At 63.7% G+C, this 16,273-nt stretch carries 19 protein-coding genes; 12 read left to right on the top strand and 7 right to left on the bottom strand.

Features of this window, described 5'->3' with window-relative positions; genetic code table 11:
• Positions 1-5: 5 nt before the first annotated feature.
• From mltG to MRBLMC3_RS05125, 8 genes are all read left to right on the top strand, one after another.
• On the top strand, positions 6-977 hold the full coding sequence (gene mltG / locus MRBLMC3_RS05160) for an endolytic transglycosylase MltG (protein WP_363826351.1): 972 nt from the start codon (positions 6-8) through the stop codon (positions 975-977).
• 183 nt (positions 978-1,160) lie between these two features.
• Positions 1,161-1,439, top strand: coding sequence for a hypothetical protein (locus tag MRBLMC3_RS05155; RefSeq protein ID WP_363826348.1), 279 nt, complete (start codon positions 1,161-1,163; stop codon positions 1,437-1,439).
• Between the two features lie 49 nt (positions 1,440-1,488).
• On the top strand, positions 1,489-1,944 hold the full coding sequence (locus tag MRBLMC3_RS05150) for a periplasmic heavy metal sensor (protein ID WP_363826345.1): 456 nt from the start codon (positions 1,489-1,491) through the stop codon (positions 1,942-1,944).
• Positions 1,941-2,522: an RNA polymerase sigma factor gene (locus MRBLMC3_RS05145; RefSeq protein WP_363826342.1), complete on the top strand. Its 582-nt coding sequence runs from the start codon at positions 1,941-1,943 to the stop codon at positions 2,520-2,522. The genes MRBLMC3_RS05150 and MRBLMC3_RS05145 overlap by 4 nt, the downstream gene beginning before the upstream one ends.
• Positions 2,523-2,553: 31 nt before the next feature.
• Positions 2,554-4,308, top strand: a complete 1,755-nt coding sequence (locus MRBLMC3_RS05140; RefSeq protein WP_363826656.1) for a copper resistance system multicopper oxidase — start codon at positions 2,554-2,556, stop codon at positions 4,306-4,308.
• Entirely contained in the window at positions 4,305-5,237 is a 933-nt protein-coding gene (locus MRBLMC3_RS05135; RefSeq protein ID WP_363754998.1) for a copper resistance protein B, read from the top strand. The genes MRBLMC3_RS05140 and MRBLMC3_RS05135 overlap by 4 nt, the downstream gene beginning before the upstream one ends.
• An 81-nt stretch (positions 5,238-5,318) precedes the next feature.
• Positions 5,319-5,507 carry a DUF1328 domain-containing protein gene (locus tag MRBLMC3_RS05130; protein ID WP_007688211.1) on the top strand — a complete coding sequence of 63 codons (189 nt, stop codon included), beginning with the start codon at positions 5,319-5,321 and terminating at the stop codon, positions 5,505-5,507.
• A gap of 3 nt (positions 5,508-5,510) precedes the next feature.
• Positions 5,511-5,714, top strand: coding sequence for a DUF5818 domain-containing protein (locus MRBLMC3_RS05125; protein WP_363754996.1), 204 nt, complete (start codon positions 5,511-5,513; stop codon positions 5,712-5,714).
• Positions 5,715-5,736: 22 nt separating this feature from the next.
• Here MRBLMC3_RS05125 and MRBLMC3_RS05120 read toward each other — a convergent pair whose 3' ends face one another.
• Positions 5,737-6,003, bottom strand: coding sequence for a hypothetical protein (locus MRBLMC3_RS05120; protein WP_363734515.1), 267 nt, complete (start codon positions 6,001-6,003; stop codon positions 5,737-5,739).
• A 411-nt stretch (positions 6,004-6,414) separates the two neighbouring features.
• Between MRBLMC3_RS05120 and acnA the strand changes: the two genes are divergently transcribed.
• The 3 genes from acnA (at position 6,415) to MRBLMC3_RS05105 (ending at position 10,334) form a co-directional block, all read left to right on the top strand.
• Positions 6,415-9,084: an aconitate hydratase AcnA gene (acnA, locus tag MRBLMC3_RS05115; RefSeq protein WP_363734516.1), complete on the top strand. Its 2,670-nt coding sequence runs from the start codon at positions 6,415-6,417 to the stop codon at positions 9,082-9,084.
• Positions 9,085-9,210: 126 nt separating this feature from the next.
• On the top strand, positions 9,211-9,450 hold the full coding sequence (locus tag MRBLMC3_RS05110; RefSeq protein ID WP_363734517.1) for a CBU_0592 family membrane protein: 240 nt from the start codon (positions 9,211-9,213) through the stop codon (positions 9,448-9,450).
• 173 nt (positions 9,451-9,623) lie between these two features.
• Positions 9,624-10,334, top strand: coding sequence for a glutamine amidotransferase (locus tag MRBLMC3_RS05105; protein WP_363734518.1), 711 nt, complete (start codon positions 9,624-9,626; stop codon positions 10,332-10,334).
• A gap of 42 nt (positions 10,335-10,376) precedes the next feature.
• Here the strand turns inward: MRBLMC3_RS05105 and MRBLMC3_RS05100 are convergent, their stop codons facing one another.
• Positions 10,377-11,033: a glutathione S-transferase gene (locus tag MRBLMC3_RS05100; protein ID WP_363826339.1), complete on the bottom strand. Its 657-nt coding sequence runs from the start codon at positions 11,031-11,033 to the stop codon at positions 10,377-10,379.
• Positions 11,034-11,160: 127 nt separating this feature from the next.
• On the opposite strand from MRBLMC3_RS05100, the gene MRBLMC3_RS05095 reads away from it, so the two are divergent.
• The gene (locus tag MRBLMC3_RS05095; protein ID WP_363826337.1) at positions 11,161-12,384 is read left to right on the top strand and encodes a polyhydroxyalkanoate depolymerase; all 1,224 of its coding nucleotides are present in this window, start codon (positions 11,161-11,163) and stop codon (positions 12,382-12,384) included.
• Between the two features lie 49 nt (positions 12,385-12,433).
• Here MRBLMC3_RS05095 and MRBLMC3_RS05090 read toward each other — a convergent pair whose 3' ends face one another.
• From MRBLMC3_RS05090 to MRBLMC3_RS05070, 5 genes are all read right to left on the bottom strand, one after another.
• A complete protein-coding gene (locus tag MRBLMC3_RS05090) occupies positions 12,434-12,787 on the bottom strand; it encodes a YbaN family protein (RefSeq protein WP_363826334.1) in 354 nt (117 codons plus the stop codon).
• A complete protein-coding gene (locus tag MRBLMC3_RS05085; protein ID WP_363826653.1) occupies positions 12,787-14,091 on the bottom strand; it encodes a sensor histidine kinase in 1,305 nt (434 codons plus the stop codon). Before MRBLMC3_RS05085 ends, MRBLMC3_RS05090 begins: the two co-directional genes overlap by 1 nt.
• Before the next feature lie 162 nt (positions 14,092-14,253).
• Positions 14,254-14,919: a response regulator transcription factor gene (locus MRBLMC3_RS05080; protein ID WP_044662519.1), complete on the bottom strand. Its 666-nt coding sequence runs from the start codon at positions 14,917-14,919 to the stop codon at positions 14,254-14,256.
• Positions 14,920-14,969: 50 nt separating this feature from the next.
• Positions 14,970-15,308 carry a hypothetical protein gene (locus MRBLMC3_RS05075; RefSeq protein ID WP_414714620.1) on the bottom strand — a complete coding sequence of 113 codons (339 nt, stop codon included), beginning with the start codon at positions 15,306-15,308 and terminating at the stop codon, positions 14,970-14,972.
• A 139-nt stretch (positions 15,309-15,447) separates the two neighbouring features.
• A complete protein-coding gene (locus MRBLMC3_RS05070; protein WP_414714619.1) occupies positions 15,448-16,188 on the bottom strand; it encodes an SIMPL domain-containing protein in 741 nt (246 codons plus the stop codon).
• Between the last annotated feature and the right edge of the window lie 85 nt (positions 16,189-16,273).

The following is a 16,273-nucleotide window of genomic DNA, read 5'->3' as shown; positions in this document are numbered from 1 at the left end:
CCGGGATGCGGCGGCTTGGCTTTGGCATGGTGCTGATCGGCCTGGCCGTCGCCGCTTTCATCGCTTTCCGATTTGTCTATGGCTGGACCGAGGCAGGGCCGGCGACGAAGGACATCACCATCGTCGTGCCCGAAGGTGCGACCATCGCGGACGCGGCCATTCTCCTGAAACAGAAGGGCGCGGTGCGCTCGGCCGACGCGTTCCTGACGCGGGCCAAGGTCTTCGGTCGGGGCAAGTCGATCAAGGCCGGGGAATTCCTGATCCCCCAGGGTGCCAGCAACTCCGACATCTTCCGTATCCTGGGCGGCGGCAAGACGCTGACCCGGCTCGTGACCATACCGGAGGGGATGCCCTCCATATTGGTGCACGAACGGCTGATGGCGAATGAGGAACTGACCGGCGACATATCCGTGCCGGCGGAAGGCAGCGTGCTGCCTGACAGCTATGCCTTCGACAAGGGCGAAAGCCGGGCGGTGGTTCTGAAGCGGATGCAGGATGCGATGAACAGGACCCTTGCCAGAATGTGGGCCGAAAGGGCGCCGAACACCGCCGCCAGGACACCGAAGGAAGCCATTGTCCTGGCCAGCATCGTCGAGAAGGAAACGGCGGTGCCCGCGGAACGGCCGACCGTCGCCGGTGTATACGGCAATCGGCTGAAGGCGCGCATGATGTTGCAGGCCGATCCGACGATCATCTATCCGATCACCAGGGGCAAGCCGCTTGGCCGGCGGATCAGAAAGTCGGAAATCGCGGCGGTCAACGATTATAATACATATGCGATGATCGGCCTGCCCAAGGGACCGATCGCCAATCCCGGACGCCTGTCCATCCTGGCGGTCCTGCACCCGGCGGAGACGAAGGCGCTCTACTTCGTCGCGGACGGGAAGGGCGGACATATCTTCGCGGATACGCTGCAGGAGCATAATGAGAATGTCCGCAAATGGTTCGAGATCCGCCGGGCGAGGGGGGAACTCTAGGACGGGTCGCCTGATGTTCCGGCGACCTCCTTCATTAAATTGCGGGCCGCCGCATGCGAATTTGCATGAGGGGTCTTTGCCCGGCCTGCGTATTGTCGGCGAGACTATTTTGTTGTGCATCGAGATTTTCCCCACTGCCGGATGAGGCCGGCCGGCCGGAAATCGCCCTGTGGAGTGCAAGTGATGAGCGACCTCGATCAGCTGCTGGGCCAGGTGGCCGCCCGCAGGCGGCATATCCCCGCCGACCCCCGTCTGGAAGCGCTGGAGGATGCGGTGATGGCCGGTGTCGCCCGGCGCCGCGAACGGGCCGTGGCGCGCCGCAGCCTCGCCCTGGCCGGGATAGTCGCGATCGGCATCGGATGGGCGGGCAGCCTGGTGCCGGGCAGTCCCGCGCAGGCCGCATCACGGCCCGCGATCATCGGCATGTCGGATTACGCGCCATCGCGCCTGCTGGGGCAGTGAGCCATGCGCGGGCGGCACATGAGGGGCGGGGCATGATGGGCTTAGGGTCATGAAGGGAATCGCCCGCTACGGGCTGGTGGCGCTTGTCGCCTTTGCAGCGGCGCTGGCGGCGGTGCTGGTGGCAAGGGTCTGGATAGCACCGGAACCGCGCGTGGAGAGCGAGGTCCACGCCCTGATCCACGAAAAGCTCAGGCTCGATCCGGCGCAGGAGCAGCGCATTCACGCGTTGGAGAGCGATTTTGCCCAACGCCGCGCGTCGTTGGAGGCGGAGATGCGCGCCGACAATGCGCGACTGGCGCAGGCGATCGCGGCCGAACATGGCTATGGCCCGAAGGTGGCGGAAGCCGTCGATCGCTCGCACCATGTCATGGGAATGCTGCAGAAGGAAACGCTGAAGCATATCTTCGCCATGCGTGCCGTGCTGCGACCGGATCAGGCGGCCCAGTTTGATGCCGCTGTCGTCAATGCGCTGACCCGGCCAGCCGCGGTTCCGCCGGATCGGTGAACGCTTCGCTGGCCCGATGCAGCGATGCGGAACTGGCCGCGCTGGCGCTCGCCGGGCAGCAAAGCGCCTATGGCGAATTGATGCGCCGCCATCGGGAAGCTGTGTTCCGGGTGGCGCGGGGGCATGTCGGTGATGCGACAGAGGCGCTCGACATCACGCAGGAGACGTTCATCTCCGCCTTCACCGCCCTTGCCCGCTATGACGGCACGCGACCCTTTCGGCTGTGGATAGCGCGGATTGCCGTCAACAAATGCCGTGATTGGGCGCGGCGCAGGGCGGTGCGGCGCTTCTTCACCTTCGCGCGGCCGATCGAGGAAGCGACCGCCGTCGCGGACAACCTGCCGACGCCCGAGGAGGCGGTCGGATCGCAAGCGGAACTGGCGCATATCCACGCGGCCATCGCGTCTCTCCCAGGCAATCTCAAGGATGTGCTGGTGCTGCGCGCGATAGAGGGGGTGAGCCAGGCTGAGGCCGCGCAGATATTGGGCATCAGCGAGAAGGCGGTCGAAACGCGCCTCTACCGCGCACGCAACAAATTGGCCGAAGGGTTGAGGGATGGAGCGGCTGACCGCGTATAAGGGGGAAACCGCCCTTATTGCAGAGCTTTCCATGTCCTTCTCTCTTCCCGACGTCGATCGCCGCACCCTTGTCCGCAGCCTCTCGGGCCTGGGTGGCGCGCTCGCCCTGGGCCGGGTTTTCCCCGCCTGGGCGCAGAGCGGAACGGCGGGCCTGTCCCCGGCGCCGGGCATGTTGCAGGGCGAGACGATCGCCCTCACCGTGGCGGAGGGGCATTTTTCGGTTGGCGGCCGTTCGGCCCATGCCGTGCTGATCAACGGCACGCTGCCTGCTCCCCTCATCCGCCTTCGGGAAGGGCAGAATGTCCGGCTCTCGGTCACCAACCGGCTGCGGGAGGATACCTCGATCCACTGGCACGGCCTGATCGTGCCCTTTCAGATGGACGGAGTGCCGGGGGTCAGCTTCCCCGGCATTCGCCCCGGCGAGACCTTCACCTATGAATTTCCGGTCCGTCAGTCAGGCACCTATTGGTATCACAGCCATTCCGGCATGCAGGAGGCGGTCGGTCACTATGGTCCGATCGTGATCGATCCGGCCGGGGCCGACCCGGTGGAATTCACGCGCGAGCATGTCATCGTCCTGTCCGACTGGAGCCCGATCCACCCGCATGTCCTGTTGAAGCGCCTCAAACAGGCGGGCGGCTATTTCAACATGCAGAAGCAGACATTGTCGGGACTGCTCGCCGGAAAGGACCAGGGCACCAAGGATCGCCTTGAATGGGGGGCCATGCGCATGGACCCGACCGACATATCCGACGTCACCGGATCGACCTACAGCTTTCTGGTGAACGGCCATGGCACGGCGGAGAACTGGACGGGCCTGTTCACGCCGGGCGAGCGAGTGCGGCTTCGCATCATAAACGCGGCGGCGATGACCAATTTCAACCTGCGCCTGCCGGGCCTGCCAATGACGGTCGTGCAGTGCGACGGCCAGCATGTGCAGCCGGTCGAAACCGACGAGCTGCAGATCGGCATTGCCGAAACCTATGACGTGGTGGTGCAGCCCCCGGAAGCGAAACCCTATGCCCTTGTCGCGGAGGCGATAGACCGTTCGGGCCTGGTGCGGGCGACGCTGGCGCCCCGCATGGGCCTTGCGGCGGATGTGCCGCCGCTGCGCGACCGGCCGCTGCTGGGCATGAAGGACATGGGCATGGACATGTCGGGAATGGACATGGGGCAGGGCGGCGTCATCGACCTCAGCCAGCCCGCCAATGAGAGCATGGCCGGCCATTCGATGAAGATGCGCGACAAATCGGTGGCGCCGCAGGTGAAGATGGGGCCTGGCGTCGCGACGCTCTCGCCCATGCCTGCGGACCGGACCGCCGATCGTCCTACCGGGCTGGAGAGCGTCGATCATCGGGTGCTGACCTATGCTGATCTGAAATCGCTGACGCCCCATGCGGACACGCGCCCGCCGACGCGAACGCTGGACATCCACCTGACCGCGAACATGGAACGCTATATGTGGTCCTTCGACGGGGTGAAACTGTCCGACGGGGCAGCCCCCATTCCCTTCCGTCACATGGAACGGGTGCGGGTCAACCTCATCAACGACACGATGATGCCGCACCCGATCCATCTGCACGGCCATTTCTTCCAGCTGGTGACCGGGGCGGGCGACCATGATCCGCTCAAGCATACGGTGAATGTGCTGCCGGGAGGAAAGGTGAGTTTCGATCTTACGGCGGACGCGCTTGGGGATTGGGCCTTTCACTGCCACATGTTGATGCACATGCACGCAGGGATGATGCGGGTCGTGACCGTCCGGCATGCGGAGGAAGCAGCATGAAGCCGCTGCTTGCCGCCACGGCGCTGCTGCTTGCCGCCGCCGCCTTTCCCGCCCGGGCACAGGACCACGGTCAGATGGATCATGGGCAGATGGACCATGGCGCGATGGAGCAGGAGGATCATTCGGCCCATCAGGCGCCGGCTGCGGACGCCCATGCCGGTCATGACGGGCCCGCGTCCGGTGGCGACATTCCCACCGGTACTGTGCCCTCCGTCCCGGCTGATCATGCCGCCGATGCCTTTTACAACTCCGCCGAAATGGCACGTGCCCGCGCCGCCATGCTGAAGGAAAGCGGCGGCATGGCCTTTTCCCAGATCATGCTCGACCGGCTGGAATATCGGATGGGCAAGGGCGCGGACGGCTATCATTGGGAGGGGGAAGGCTGGATCGGCGGCGACATCAACCGCTTCGCCTTCAAGACGGAGGGGGAGGGCGCGTTCGGCGGTCCGCTGGAACGCGCGGAAGTGCAGGCGCTCTACAGCCGCGCCATCGACCCCTGGTTCAACCTGGAAGCAGGCGTCCGCCACGATATCCGCCCCGATCCCCGGCGAACCTATGCGGTGGTTGGGATCGAGGGCCTTGCCCCCTATTGGTTCGAGGTGTCGGCCCAGGCCTTCCTGTCGAACAGGGGCGACGCCCATCTGCGGCTGGAGGGCAGCTATGACCAGCGCATTAGCCAGCGGCTGATCCTGCAACCCGCCGCGGAGATCAACGTCGCGGCCCAGGACGTGCCCGAACTCGGCATCGGCTCGGGCGTGTCCGATGTCGAGCTGGGACTGCGGCTGCGCTATGAATTCGCCCGCGAATTCGCGCCCTATGTCGGCGTCAACTGGGAACGAAAGCTGGGCGACACCGCCCGCTTTGCCCGTGCTGATGGAGAGCGGGCTTCGGCCACCAGCCTCGTGATGGGCGTGCGATTCTGGTTCTGATCGCTCCCTGATCGACAACAGGAACCGGCGGTCTCGCCATCCGTTGGAAAGGGCAGGTCTTTCAACGGAAAGGAGTGCCGCATGATCCGTCTGGCCATCATTTCGCTCGTGATCGCCGCCGTGCTCGCCATATTGGGCTTTGGCGGCGCGGCGGGCACGTTCGTGGGTATCGCGAAGTTCCTGTTCGTGCTGGCGATCGCGCTGTTCGTCATCTTCCTTGTCCTTGGCCTGATGGCTGGCAAGGGCATCAAGAATGCGATAGATCGATAACCCATGACGCAGATCGGTGCTGGAGTGGACGAAACCGGGCGGTTGATCCGCGACGAGGCAGGGTTTCTGCTCCAGCGCGATCTGGGCGGCAGCTTCCGCCTTGTCCTGCTGCGCGTCCCCGTCGACCATGTGGAAAAACGCGTGCGGGTGCAGGGCTATTATGCCGGCGACGGCATAGTGGAGGTGGAGGGAGTGGCTGCGGCCTGACGGCGCGCAGCCCTCCATCCGTTTACGGAGTAAACGACTCGCGGGGGTCGGGCGACGTCATGACGTCATGCGTGCTGACGAAACGGGCGCACGCCCCGACACCTCGGTTATTCTCCAGCGGCAGTGCGGTTTCGCAATAGGCGCACTCCGCCATCAGGCGTCCGACCATCCACTGGCTGCGACCGCAACTGGGGCAGTGATTGGCTTCCCCCGGATGATAATGAATGATGTAACCCCTTAAGGCCGGGTCGAAAGACCTGCCGGTGGCGAGGGTGGAAACTGGGCGCATCGTCTCTTCCTCCTCAGACATATATCTCGGCATCGATATGAAATCCGGAATTGCCCCCGAGCTTCACACCAGCATTGATGCAACGACGAACGTCAGAGCGAGCGACCCTTTATCATCTCTGCCAGGCCCGCTCCTTGCACCAGAACGCGACCGCAGCCCAATGTATCCCGCGCTTGATCGCGCCGTCTACAAGAAAGATTCGCCCGGCCTGTGCCATTTCGCGCCTTCGCATTTGACTTGAGGCGCGCAGGCGCTATGGCGGCGCGCATCGGGACATATTCGCTTCGGCCATGAGTGGGGGCGCATCCCGCCACCTTGCCGTCCGGTATTTTCGCCGTCCGGCGAGCTTCTGGTGGAATAGCGTCATCCTGCCTGCTCCTGGCCCGGCAACTGCGAGGAGACGCACGACTCATGACCGCCATCGGACAGGATACACTTGGCACGCGCGACACCTTGAAGGTGGGCGGCAAGGACATTGCCTATTATTCGCTGAAGAAGGCCGCGGCCAAGCTGGGCGACGTCTCGCGCCTGCCCTTCTCGATGAAGGTGCTGCTGGAAAACCTGCTCCGCTTCGAGGACGGCGTCACCGTCACCACCGCCGACATCCAGGCGATCGTCGACTGGCAGAATGACAAGGGCAAGGCCGAACGGGAGATTCAGTATCGCCCCGCCCGCGTGCTGATGCAGGACTTTACCGGCGTTCCCTGCGTCGTCGACCTCGCCGCGATGCGCGATGCGATGACCGCGCTGGGCGCCGACGCCAGCAAGATCAACCCGCAGGTGCCGGTCCACCTCGTCATCGACCACTCGGTCATGGTCGACGAATTCGGTACGCCCAAGGCGTTCGAGCAGAATGTGGAAATCGAATATCAGCGCAATATGGAGCGCTATGACTTCCTGAAATGGGGTTCCAAGTCGCTCGCCAATTTCTATGCCGTGCCCCCGGGCACCGGCATCTGCCATCAGGTGAACCTGGAAAATATCGCGCAGGCCGTCTGGTCGAGCGAAGGCCCTGACGGCGTCACCGTCGCCTATCCCGACACCTGCGTCGGCACGGACAGCCACACCACCATGATCAACGGCCTGGGCGTGCTGGGCTGGGGCGTCGGCGGTATCGAGGCTGAGGCCGCGATGCTGGGCCAGCCCGTCTCCATGCTCATTCCCGAAGTGGTCGGCTTCCGCTTCACCGGTGAATTGAAGGAAGGCGTCACCGCCACGGACCTCGTCCTCACCTGCACCCAGATGCTGCGTGCCCGTGGCGTGGTCGGCCGCTTCGTCGAATATTTCGGCCCCGGCCTTGCCACCCTGTCGCTCGCCGATCGCGCGACGCTGGCCAATATGGCGCCGGAATATGGCGCGACCTGCGGCTTCTTCGGCATTGACGACAAGACGCTGGACTATATGCGTCTCACCGGTCGCACCGAAGAGAATATCGCGCTGGTCGAAGCCTATGCGAAGGAGCAGGGCTTCTGGATCGATCCGGCGGTCGAACCGGTTTTCACCGACACGCTGGAGCTGGACCTCTCGACCGTCGTTCCCAGCCTTGCAGGGCCGAAGCGCCCGCAGGATCGCGTTGCGCTGCCGGACGTGGACGATGTCTTCAACGCCGACATGGAAAAGGTGTACAAGAAGGCCCAGGCTCGCGTTCCGGTGGAAGGCAAGGATTTCGACATTGGCGACGGCGACGTCACCATCGCCGCGATCACCAGCTGCACCAACACCTCGAACCCCGGCGTCCTCGTCGCGGCCGGCCTCGTTGCCAAGAAGGCGAACGAACTGGGCCTGAAGCCCAAGCCCTGGGTAAAGACCTCGCTGGCGCCGGGATCGCAGGTGGTTACCGACTATCTGGAAAAGGCCGGGCTTCAGTCGCATCTCGACGCCATAGGCTTCAACCTGGTCGGCTATGGCTGCACCACCTGCATCGGCAACTCCGGTCCGCTGGCCGAGCCGATCAGCAAGGCGATCAACGAAAACGGCCTGGTCGCCGCCGCCGTCATCTCCGGTAACCGCAATTTCGAAGGCCGCGTGTCTCCCGACGTGCGCGCCAACTTCCTGGCCTCGCCGCCGCTGGTCGTCGCCTATGCGCTGAAGGGTACGGTGGTCGAAGACTTCATCACCACGCCGATCGGCACGGGCAAGGACGGCCAGCAGGTGTTCCTGAAGGACATCTGGCCGACCAATGACGAAGTCGCCTCGACCATGGCGGGCTGCATGGACCGCCAGATGTTCCAGGCGCGCTACGCCAATGTGTACAAGGGCGACGCCCACTGGCAGGCGATCAACGTCACGGGTTCGGCTACCTATAGCTGGCGCGCTGGTTCGACCTATGTCGCCAACCCGCCCTATTTCGAGGGTCTGACCATGACCCCGAAGCCGGTCACCGACATTGTCGAGGCCAAGCCGCTGGCCATTTTCGGGGACTCGATCACCACCGATCATATTTCGCCGGCCGGCTCGATCAAGGCGACCAGCCCCGCGGGCAAGTGGCTGCAGGAGCGTCAGGTGGCGCAGGCCGACTTCAACAGCTACGGCGCCCGCCGCGGCCATCACGAAGTCATGATGCGCGGCACCTTCGCCAATATCCGCATCAAGAACCTGATGCTGGACGGCGTCGAGGGCGGCATGACCCGTTATGAAGGCGAAGTCATGCCGATCTACGACGCGGCGATGAAGCACAAGGCCGACGGCACTCCGCTGGTCGTCATCGGCGGCAAGGAATATGGCACCGGGTCGTCGCGCGACTGGGCGGCGAAGGGCACCAACCTGCTGGGCGTGCGCGCGGTCATCGTGGAAAGCTTCGAGCGCATCCACCGTTCGAACCTGGTCGGCATGGGCGTCCTGCCGCTCCAGTTCAAGGACGGTCAGAACAAGGACACGTTCGGCCTGACCGGCGACGAAACCTTCACCATCCAGAATGTCGCCGGCCTGAAGCCGCGCCAGGATGTGGAAGTGATCGTGAAGCGCGCCGACGGTTCCACCTTCACCTTCACCGCGCTGTGCCGCATCGATACCGTCAACGAACTGGATTATTTCCTGAACGGCGGCATCCTGCAATATGTGCTGCGCAAGCTGGCCGCCTGACCGGCGCACGCATGACTGAAGGAAAAGAGGCTCTCTCCGCAAGGGGGGAGCCTCTTTCCTTGGGAGAGGGGCCTGGAGCGGTTTCCAAGCGACCGAGCCAGACCATCATTATCCATGGGGGATGGATTGCCGATCCTGATTGAAATCGCCGGCTGGGCGGGTGCGCTGTTGATCCTGGGCGCCTATCTGCTCGTATCGAGCGGCCATGCCTCGGGCAGGTCCACCCTCTTCCAGGGGATGAACACGCTGGGTTCCGGGCTGTTCGTCATCAACACCTGGTGGCACGGCGCCATCCCGTCGACGGTCGTCAACATCATCTGGTTCGCGATCGGGACCAGCACATTGATCCGCATCGCCCGCCGATAGCCTTCATTTCAAAAACCCAAGAAAGGCTGGGGTGGCCGGCCATGCCGTCTTTGGCTAGAGCGATTTCCAAGCGATCGGAACCGATCGCTGGTCAAGAAATCGCGGAAAACAAGGAAACCAGAGCGGCGATCTGCTTCAATCAGATCGAAATCCGCTCTGGCAGCATGGCGGAAATGAAAACAGCGCTGATTGTCCGACATGTGCCGCGAGAGGGTGCGGCAGGCTATCTCCAGCCGATCGAAGCTGCCGGCTATCGGATCGAGCGGATCGACGTCGCCAGCGCCGACTTTGCCGATGTCGATCTCTGCACCCCTGACCTGCTTATCATGATGGGCGGCCCGATGGGCGTTTACGAACATGATCTGCACCCCTGGATTCCGCTCCAGATCGCAAAGCTCGCCGCCCGGCTGGAACAGGATCTGCCGACCCTGGGCGTGTGCCTGGGCAGCCAGATGATCGCCGCGGCGCTCGGCGCGTCCGTCTATTCCGGCGGGCGGATGGAACTGGGTTTCGCGCCGGTCATGTTGAACCGGGCGGGAGCCGAATCGCCGCTGCGCCATCTGGACGGGGTTCCCGTTCTGCATTGGCATAGCGACACGTTCGACCTGCCGGCCGGCGTCGAACTGCTGGCCTCCACCGAAAATTACGCGCATCAGGCCTTTCGCCGCGGATCCAAGCTGCTGGCGCTGCAATTCCACGCGGAAATGGGCGAAGATCCGCGTTTCGAGGATTGGCTCACCCATTTCTGGGCTGATCTCGACATAGCGAAGCAATGCGGCATCGCCTTGCGGCAGGACCATGCCGACCATGGCCCGGCGGCCGTCGCAGCCGGTCGCGCAATGATCGCCGAATGGCTGAGCGGGATCGAGAGCCGGACGTCGTGATTTCCTGACCAGCGATCGGCTTTGATCGCCTGGGAAATCGTCCTAAAACTCGACCTCCAGTTCCTCGACCTCATCCTTCTCCCGGCGGGCGGCGTCGATCCATTCGCGCATCAGTTCCCAATCGTTGCTCCAGTTGCAATAGGCCGCCGATTGCGCCGACAGCGCCACCGCGTAGGTCAGGAAGCGCTGCGCCACCGGCGCGAACATGGCGTCGGCCACGCTCGCCCTTTCCCCGAACAGCCAGGGGCCGCCATAGGTGTTCAGGCATTCGGTCCAGATTTCCTCGATCCGTTCGATGTCCTGCTTGGCCCCTGAAAAGACCGGAAATTTGTCGTGCCGTACCTTGAGGTTCATCGGCAGCGCCGATCGCAGGTTGATGAAGCCGGAGTGAATCTCGCCCGAAACCGATCGGCAATGCGCCCGCGCGATCCGCTCTTCGGGATAAAGCCCGGCATGCGGGTAAAGTTCATGCAGATATTCCGCAATTGCGAGCGTGTCCCAGACGCTCGCCGCCTCATGGGTCAGGCGGGGAACCAGAACCGACGGCGACAAAAGCAGCAATTCCGCCCGGTTTTCAGGATCATCGAGCGCGATCGTCTTCTCGACGACTTTCAGGCCCGCCATGCGGCACAACAACCATCCGCGCAGGGACCAGGATGAATAAGTCTTGCTGGAAATGGTCAGTTCGGCGTCGGCCATGGCATTCCTCCCGCTTCATCCCTATGTTCCCATCAATCATGATGCGGTGCAATATGGAAAACCTGTATAACGGTTTTTGCATGGGACCGAATCGGCACCGGAAGAGCTTAGGACGCGTTTGAGCAAGATGATGATGCTATATAGCGGCTATCAGGCCTGGAACGACATGATGGCCCCTGCGCGCTTGGGTGCTCAGATCGCACTTTCCTTCAGGGACAAGATGGGTCCGGTGGCGGATTGGGCCATGCCGCGCCGCATGTTCGCGTTGATGGACGTGTTCCAGGGTGCGAAGCTGACCCATCATCGGCCTGCCTATGGCATAACGCAGGTGCACAGCGGCAATGCCGTCGTGGCCGTGCGGGAAGAGGTGGCGCTGGATCTGCCTTTCGGGAACCTGCTGCATTTCGTGAAGGACGATGTGGAGGCGCCCCAGCCCAAGGTGCTGATGGTCGCGCCCATGTCGGGCCACTTCGCGACCCTGCTGCGCAACACGGTGCAGACGCTTCTGCGTGATCATGACGTGTACATCACCGATTGGAAGAACGCTCGCGACGTGCCGCTGAGCGCCGGAAGGTTCGGCTTCGACGACTATGTCGACTACATAATGATGTTCATGCGGGAAATCGGGCCGGGATCGCATCTGGTTTCGGTCTGCCAGCCCTGCGTGCCGGCCATGGTGGCGGTGTCGATCATGTCGGAGGACAAGGATGCGGCGACGCCGCGGTCCATGACTCTGATGGGCGGGCCGATCGATACCCGCGCCGCTCCGACCGTGGTCAACGAACTCGCCAATGAACAGTCGATCGAATGGTTCGAGGATAATCTGATCAGTCTGGTGCCGATGCGCTATGCCGGACGCGGCCGGCGCGTCTACCCCGGTTTCCTTCAGCTTTCGGCCTTCATGTCGATGAACATGGACCGGCATGGCTCGGCCCATCGGGAACTTTACCAACTGCTGGCCGATGGCAAGCAGGTCGAAGCGAACAAGATCAAGACCTTTTACGAGGAATATTTCGCCGTGCTCGACATGACGGCGGAATTCTATCTGGAAACGGTCGACAAGGTGTTCCAGCGGACATTGCTGGCCAAGGGCGAGCTCACCTATCGCGGGCGGAAGGTCAATCCCGGCGCGATCCACAAGACCGCGCTGCTGACCGTCGAGGGTGAAAAGGATGATGTCTGCGCCGTGGGCCAGACCGCTGCCGCCCATGTGCTCTGCACCGGCCTGCGCCCGCATATGAAACGCCATCATCTTCAACCCGGCGTCGGCCATTATGGCGTCTTTTCCGGCAGCAAATGGGAAAAGCAGGTTTATCCTCAGGTGCGGAACATGATCCTGGCCATGAACTGAGGGCTGTCGGACGCCGTCTGCGTCCCCTTTTGAGGGAGCATCAAGGGCCTCAGCCCTCGGGGCGGGTCCAGATCCATGTGCCGCCGATCAGGGCCGCGGCCAGCGGGATCAGAAACCAGGGAAAGGGCGATAGCAGCAGCGCCAGCACCGTGCTGAACACAAAGGCGGCCAATGCCGCCTTCTTGCCCCGCCGGCTGATCGCTCCCTTTTCCCGCCAGCGCCGGATATGCGGGCCAAAATGGCGATGCTCCAGCAATCGGGCCTCCAGCGCCGGGCTGGATCGCGCAAAGCAGAATGCCGCCAGGATCATGAACGGCACGGTCGGCAGGAGAGGCAGGAAGGCGCCGATCGCGCCCAGCCCCAGGGACAGGAAACCGCAGGCAAGGTAGAAGTGCCGCCGCATCAGGCAGCGGGCAGCCGCAGCCGGACCAGCAGGCCGCCCAGATCCTCGCTCTCCTCCAGCGCGACCGACCCGTCATAGATTTCCGCGACGTCCCGCACGATGGCAAGGCCAAGGCCCGTCCCCGGCTTCCCCGAATCCAGCCTGACGCCCCGGTCGAAAATGCGCGTGCGATCTTCCTGCGGAATCCCCTTGCCGTCATCCTCGACCAGGATTTCGACCATGGATCCCTTGCGTCCGACCGTCGCAAACACGCTGCCACCGCCATATTTTGCGGCATTCTCGATCAGATTGCCCAGCATTTCGTCCAGATCCTGCCTTTCGACCCGCACGGCGGCCTCCTTGTCGCCGTCCATGTCGATGCGCACTTCGGGATAAAGCCGCTGGACGGCGCGTTCTACCGCGTCCAGGCTGGCCCATACTTCCGCCCGGCTATGCGCCGCGCCGCGCCGCCCGACCGCTCGCGCCCGCGCCAGATGATGGTCGACCTGGCGGCGCATCGTCGTCGCTTCCCGGATCACGGTGTCGCCCAGGTCGGGCGATTGCGCGGTCGCCGCGTTCATGATTACGGTCAATGGCGTCTTCAGCGCATGGGCAAGGTTGCCCGCATGGGTCCGCGCTTCCTCCGCCTGCCGTTCATTATGGGCGAGCAGCGCGTTGAGCTCCTCCACCATCGGCAGCACCTCGGCGGGCATCGGCTCGGTCACGCGGTTCTTCTCACCCGCGCGCATCCGCACGATCTCGTGGCGAACCTTGCGCAGCGGGCGCAGCCCGTAGATCGTCTGCAGCGTCGCCAGCACGATCAGCCCCAGCGCCAGCAGGGCAAAGCTCTCGAACAAGGTCGAACGCAGCGTTTTTATCTGCGCGTCCAGCCCCTCGCGCGCCTGCGCCACCATGAACATCCATCGCGTGTTTGACCCGGGCAGGATGATGCTGCGTTCCATGACGCGCAGGTCTTCGCCCGGAAACTGGTTGCTGTCATAGATATGCGGCGCGTCGTCATGATGCTCCGGATTGACCTTCAGCGCCCGGTCCCACAGCGAACGCGACCGCCAGTCCTCATGCCCCTTGCCGCTGATCTGGTAGTAAATGCCGCTATTGGGCTCCAGGAAACGCTGATCGGCGGGCTCGCGGTTGAACAGCACCTCGCCGTCCGGCCCGATCTCCGCCGATGCGATCATGGCGGTCAGGACATAGTTCATCCCGTCGTCGAAATTGCGCGTGATCGCATCGGACAGCACGCGGTCGAGCGCCAGCCCGCCGCCCAGCAGCAGCAGGCTGATCCACAGCGCCGCGATGCCGATCATGCGGCGGCTGAGCGATCCGGTGGAACGGACCTGCGGAGGGGAGGGGGGATCGGTCAAAAAAAGCCGAAACCTTCGTTTCCGTTCGCCCTGCGCTTGTCGAAGGGCTTCATTTTCCTTGAAGAACCAGGCTTCGACAAGCTCAGCCGAACGGAAGGAGGGGGTTTATCGCCCCGGCTCGTCCAGGCTGTAGCCCAGGCCCCGGATGGTCGTGATGACATCCGCGCCCAGCTTCTTGCGGATGCGGGTCACGAATACCTCGATCGTGTTGGAATCGCGGTCGAAATCCTGGTCGTAGATATGCTCGATCAGTTCGGTGCGGCTCACGACCTTGCCCTTGTGGTGGAGGAGGTAGGACAGCAGCTTATATTCCTGCGCGGTGAGCTTCACCGGCTCGCCCTTCAGCGTCACCTTGCCCGATCGCGTGTCCAGCCGCACGTCGCCCGCCGTCAGCTCGCTCGACGCATTGCCCGATGCGCGACGGATCAGCGCGCGCAGCCGGGCGATCAGTTCCTCGCTCTGGAACGGCTTGGCCAGATAATCGTCGGCGCCTGCGTCCAGTCCGGCCACCTTGTCGGACCAGCTGTCCCGTGCCGTCAGCACCAGTACCGGAAAGCTGCGCCCTTCCTTGCGCCAGCGGTCCAGCACGGTAAGGCCGTCGATGGTGGGCAGGCCCAGGTCCAGGACGACCGCATCATAGCTTTCGGTCGCGCCCAGGAAATGCCCGTCCTCGCCATCGTCGGCCAGATCCACGGCATAGCCCGCGCCCTCCAGCGTGTTCCGGAGCTGTTGCCCCAGGCTAGGTTCATCTTCGACGATCAGCAGACGCATATGGCCCCGTTTCTGTTGTTATGTCCAAAGGACAAGGCGGCACGCGCCTGTCAGCGCGCCCAGCCGATTATATCGCCCGTGCGACCGTCCGCATCAACCCATACCACCTTGCCGTCCTTCACATATTTGAGGCGGTATCGATTGGTGGACGGGTTGAATTCGCTGCCCAGATAGGTGGCGCCGCCCATGGCGGCATCCACCCGGCGCTTGATGACGGAAAACGGCATGACCTGCCCGTCCAGCATCGCGCGGCGCGCGGCATCCTGCTCGTCGCGCTGGCTGCTGGCCTGGGCAGGCGGATTGGCGGCGAAAAGCGCCGCCATGACCCCCATGGCTGCTATCAGTCTTAACCGCTTCATTTCCATGACCTTGGCATAGCGGGCAGCCATTGAACAGGTGGTGAATGACGATGAGGGGGGTCGGGTTCCGGTATATGCCCCCTCCCGCAGGGTGGGAGGGGGCAGGGGGCGGGCGCTACATCAGCGATGATCTTCCAGGATGATCTTCGGCGATGAGGCTATCCGGCGCTTATTTCTCCAGTGCATATTGCACGGTCAGCGTCACCGATGACCCGACCTGTCCCGGTTCCACGGGCGTGGCAGGCGCTGAATCCGCCTTGAACCGCGCCGCCGCCATCATCGGCACGGGCGGCTGCCCGCCGCTGTTGCTCTCCGTCAGCGAAACCAGCCGTGCCGAGCGGTATCCGGCCGCCTGCGCGTAGAAATCCGCCTGCGCCCTGGCGGTCTTGAGTGCGGCCGAGCGTGCCTGCGCCAGCATCGGCGCCGGATCGCTGATCGAGAAGCTGGGCCCGCTCACATTGGTCGCGCCCGCATCGACCATGGTATCGAGCAGCCCGCCCACCTTCCGGATGTCGCGCAGTTTCACCGATAGCTGGTTCGACGCCTCATATCCGATGAAGCGCGGCGCGGAAGCCTGGCCGTCGCGGTTGCTATAGTCATATTGGGCGCTCAGATTGATCCCGCTGGTCTGGATATCCTTCTTCGGAATGCCCGCCTTCACCAGCGCCGCGATCAGCTTGTCCATCTGCGCCGCATTGTCGCGCATCGCCTGCGCCGCGGTCTGGGCGCGGGTCTGGACCCCGGTGCCCACCGTCGCCATGTCGGGCGCCGCCTCCACGGTTTCGGTGACGTTCAACGTCACCACCGGCGCGGTTTCTGCAATGGTCACGCTGGTCTGCGCAGCGGCCGCGACGGGCAGGGCAGCGGCGGCAACGACAGCAGAGGCCATCAGGGCGAACATGGATTTCACAGGGCTTTCTCCTCAAAAAGCGATGCAGCGACATTGTGACGGCTGCGATGAATGGACGCTGACATGCGCTGAAAGCCGTCAGACA

The sequence above is a fragment of the Sphingobium sp. LMC3-1-1.1 genome (assembly GCF_040676285.1).
Classification (GTDB): domain Bacteria; phylum Pseudomonadota; class Alphaproteobacteria; order Sphingomonadales; family Sphingomonadaceae; genus Sphingobium.
This window is presented reverse-complemented; position numbering and strand designations above follow the sequence as displayed.

What these genes read in the sequence shown, in the direction of transcription:
- MRBLMC3_RS05095 (WP_363826337.1), top strand. Translation starts at nt 11,161, where the DNA reads ATGATGATGCTATATAGCGGCTATCAGGCCTGGAACGACATGATGGCC.
- MRBLMC3_RS05075 (WP_414714620.1), bottom strand. Translation starts at nt 15,308, where the DNA reads ATGGCTGCCCGCTATGCCAAGGTCATGGAAATGAAGCGGTTAAGACTG.
- MRBLMC3_RS05150 (WP_363826345.1), top strand. Translation starts at nt 1,489, where the DNA reads ATGAAGGGAATCGCCCGCTACGGGCTGGTGGCGCTTGTCGCCTTTGCA.
- MRBLMC3_RS05100 (WP_363826339.1), bottom strand. Translation starts at nt 11,033, where the DNA reads ATGGCCGACGCCGAACTGACCATTTCCAGCAAGACTTATTCATCCTGG.
- MRBLMC3_RS05140 (WP_363826656.1), top strand. Translation starts at nt 2,554, where the DNA reads ATGTCCTTCTCTCTTCCCGACGTCGATCGCCGCACCCTTGTCCGCAGC.
- MRBLMC3_RS05080 (WP_044662519.1), bottom strand. Translation starts at nt 14,919, where the DNA reads ATGCGTCTGCTGATCGTCGAAGATGAACCTAGCCTGGGGCAACAGCTC.
- MRBLMC3_RS05120 (WP_363734515.1), bottom strand. Translation starts at nt 6,003, where the DNA reads ATGCGCCCAGTTTCCACCCTCGCCACCGGCAGGTCTTTCGACCCGGCC.
- mltG (WP_363826351.1), top strand. Translation starts at nt 6, where the DNA reads ATGCGGCGGCTTGGCTTTGGCATGGTGCTGATCGGCCTGGCCGTCGCC.
- MRBLMC3_RS05135 (WP_363754998.1), top strand. Translation starts at nt 4,305, where the DNA reads ATGAAGCCGCTGCTTGCCGCCACGGCGCTGCTGCTTGCCGCCGCCGCC.
- MRBLMC3_RS05130 (WP_007688211.1), top strand. Translation starts at nt 5,319, where the DNA reads ATGATCCGTCTGGCCATCATTTCGCTCGTGATCGCCGCCGTGCTCGCC.
- acnA (WP_363734516.1), top strand. Translation starts at nt 6,415, where the DNA reads ATGACCGCCATCGGACAGGATACACTTGGCACGCGCGACACCTTGAAG.
- MRBLMC3_RS05085 (WP_363826653.1), bottom strand. Translation starts at nt 14,091, where the DNA reads ATGATCGGCATCGCGGCGCTGTGGATCAGCCTGCTGCTGCTGGGCGGC.
- MRBLMC3_RS05125 (WP_363754996.1), top strand. Translation starts at nt 5,511, where the DNA reads ATGACGCAGATCGGTGCTGGAGTGGACGAAACCGGGCGGTTGATCCGC.
- MRBLMC3_RS05155 (WP_363826348.1), top strand. Translation starts at nt 1,161, where the DNA reads ATGAGCGACCTCGATCAGCTGCTGGGCCAGGTGGCCGCCCGCAGGCGG.
- MRBLMC3_RS05090 (WP_363826334.1), bottom strand. Translation starts at nt 12,787, where the DNA reads ATGCGGCGGCACTTCTACCTTGCCTGCGGTTTCCTGTCCCTGGGGCTG.
- MRBLMC3_RS05105 (WP_363734518.1), top strand. Translation starts at nt 9,624, where the DNA reads ATGAAAACAGCGCTGATTGTCCGACATGTGCCGCGAGAGGGTGCGGCA.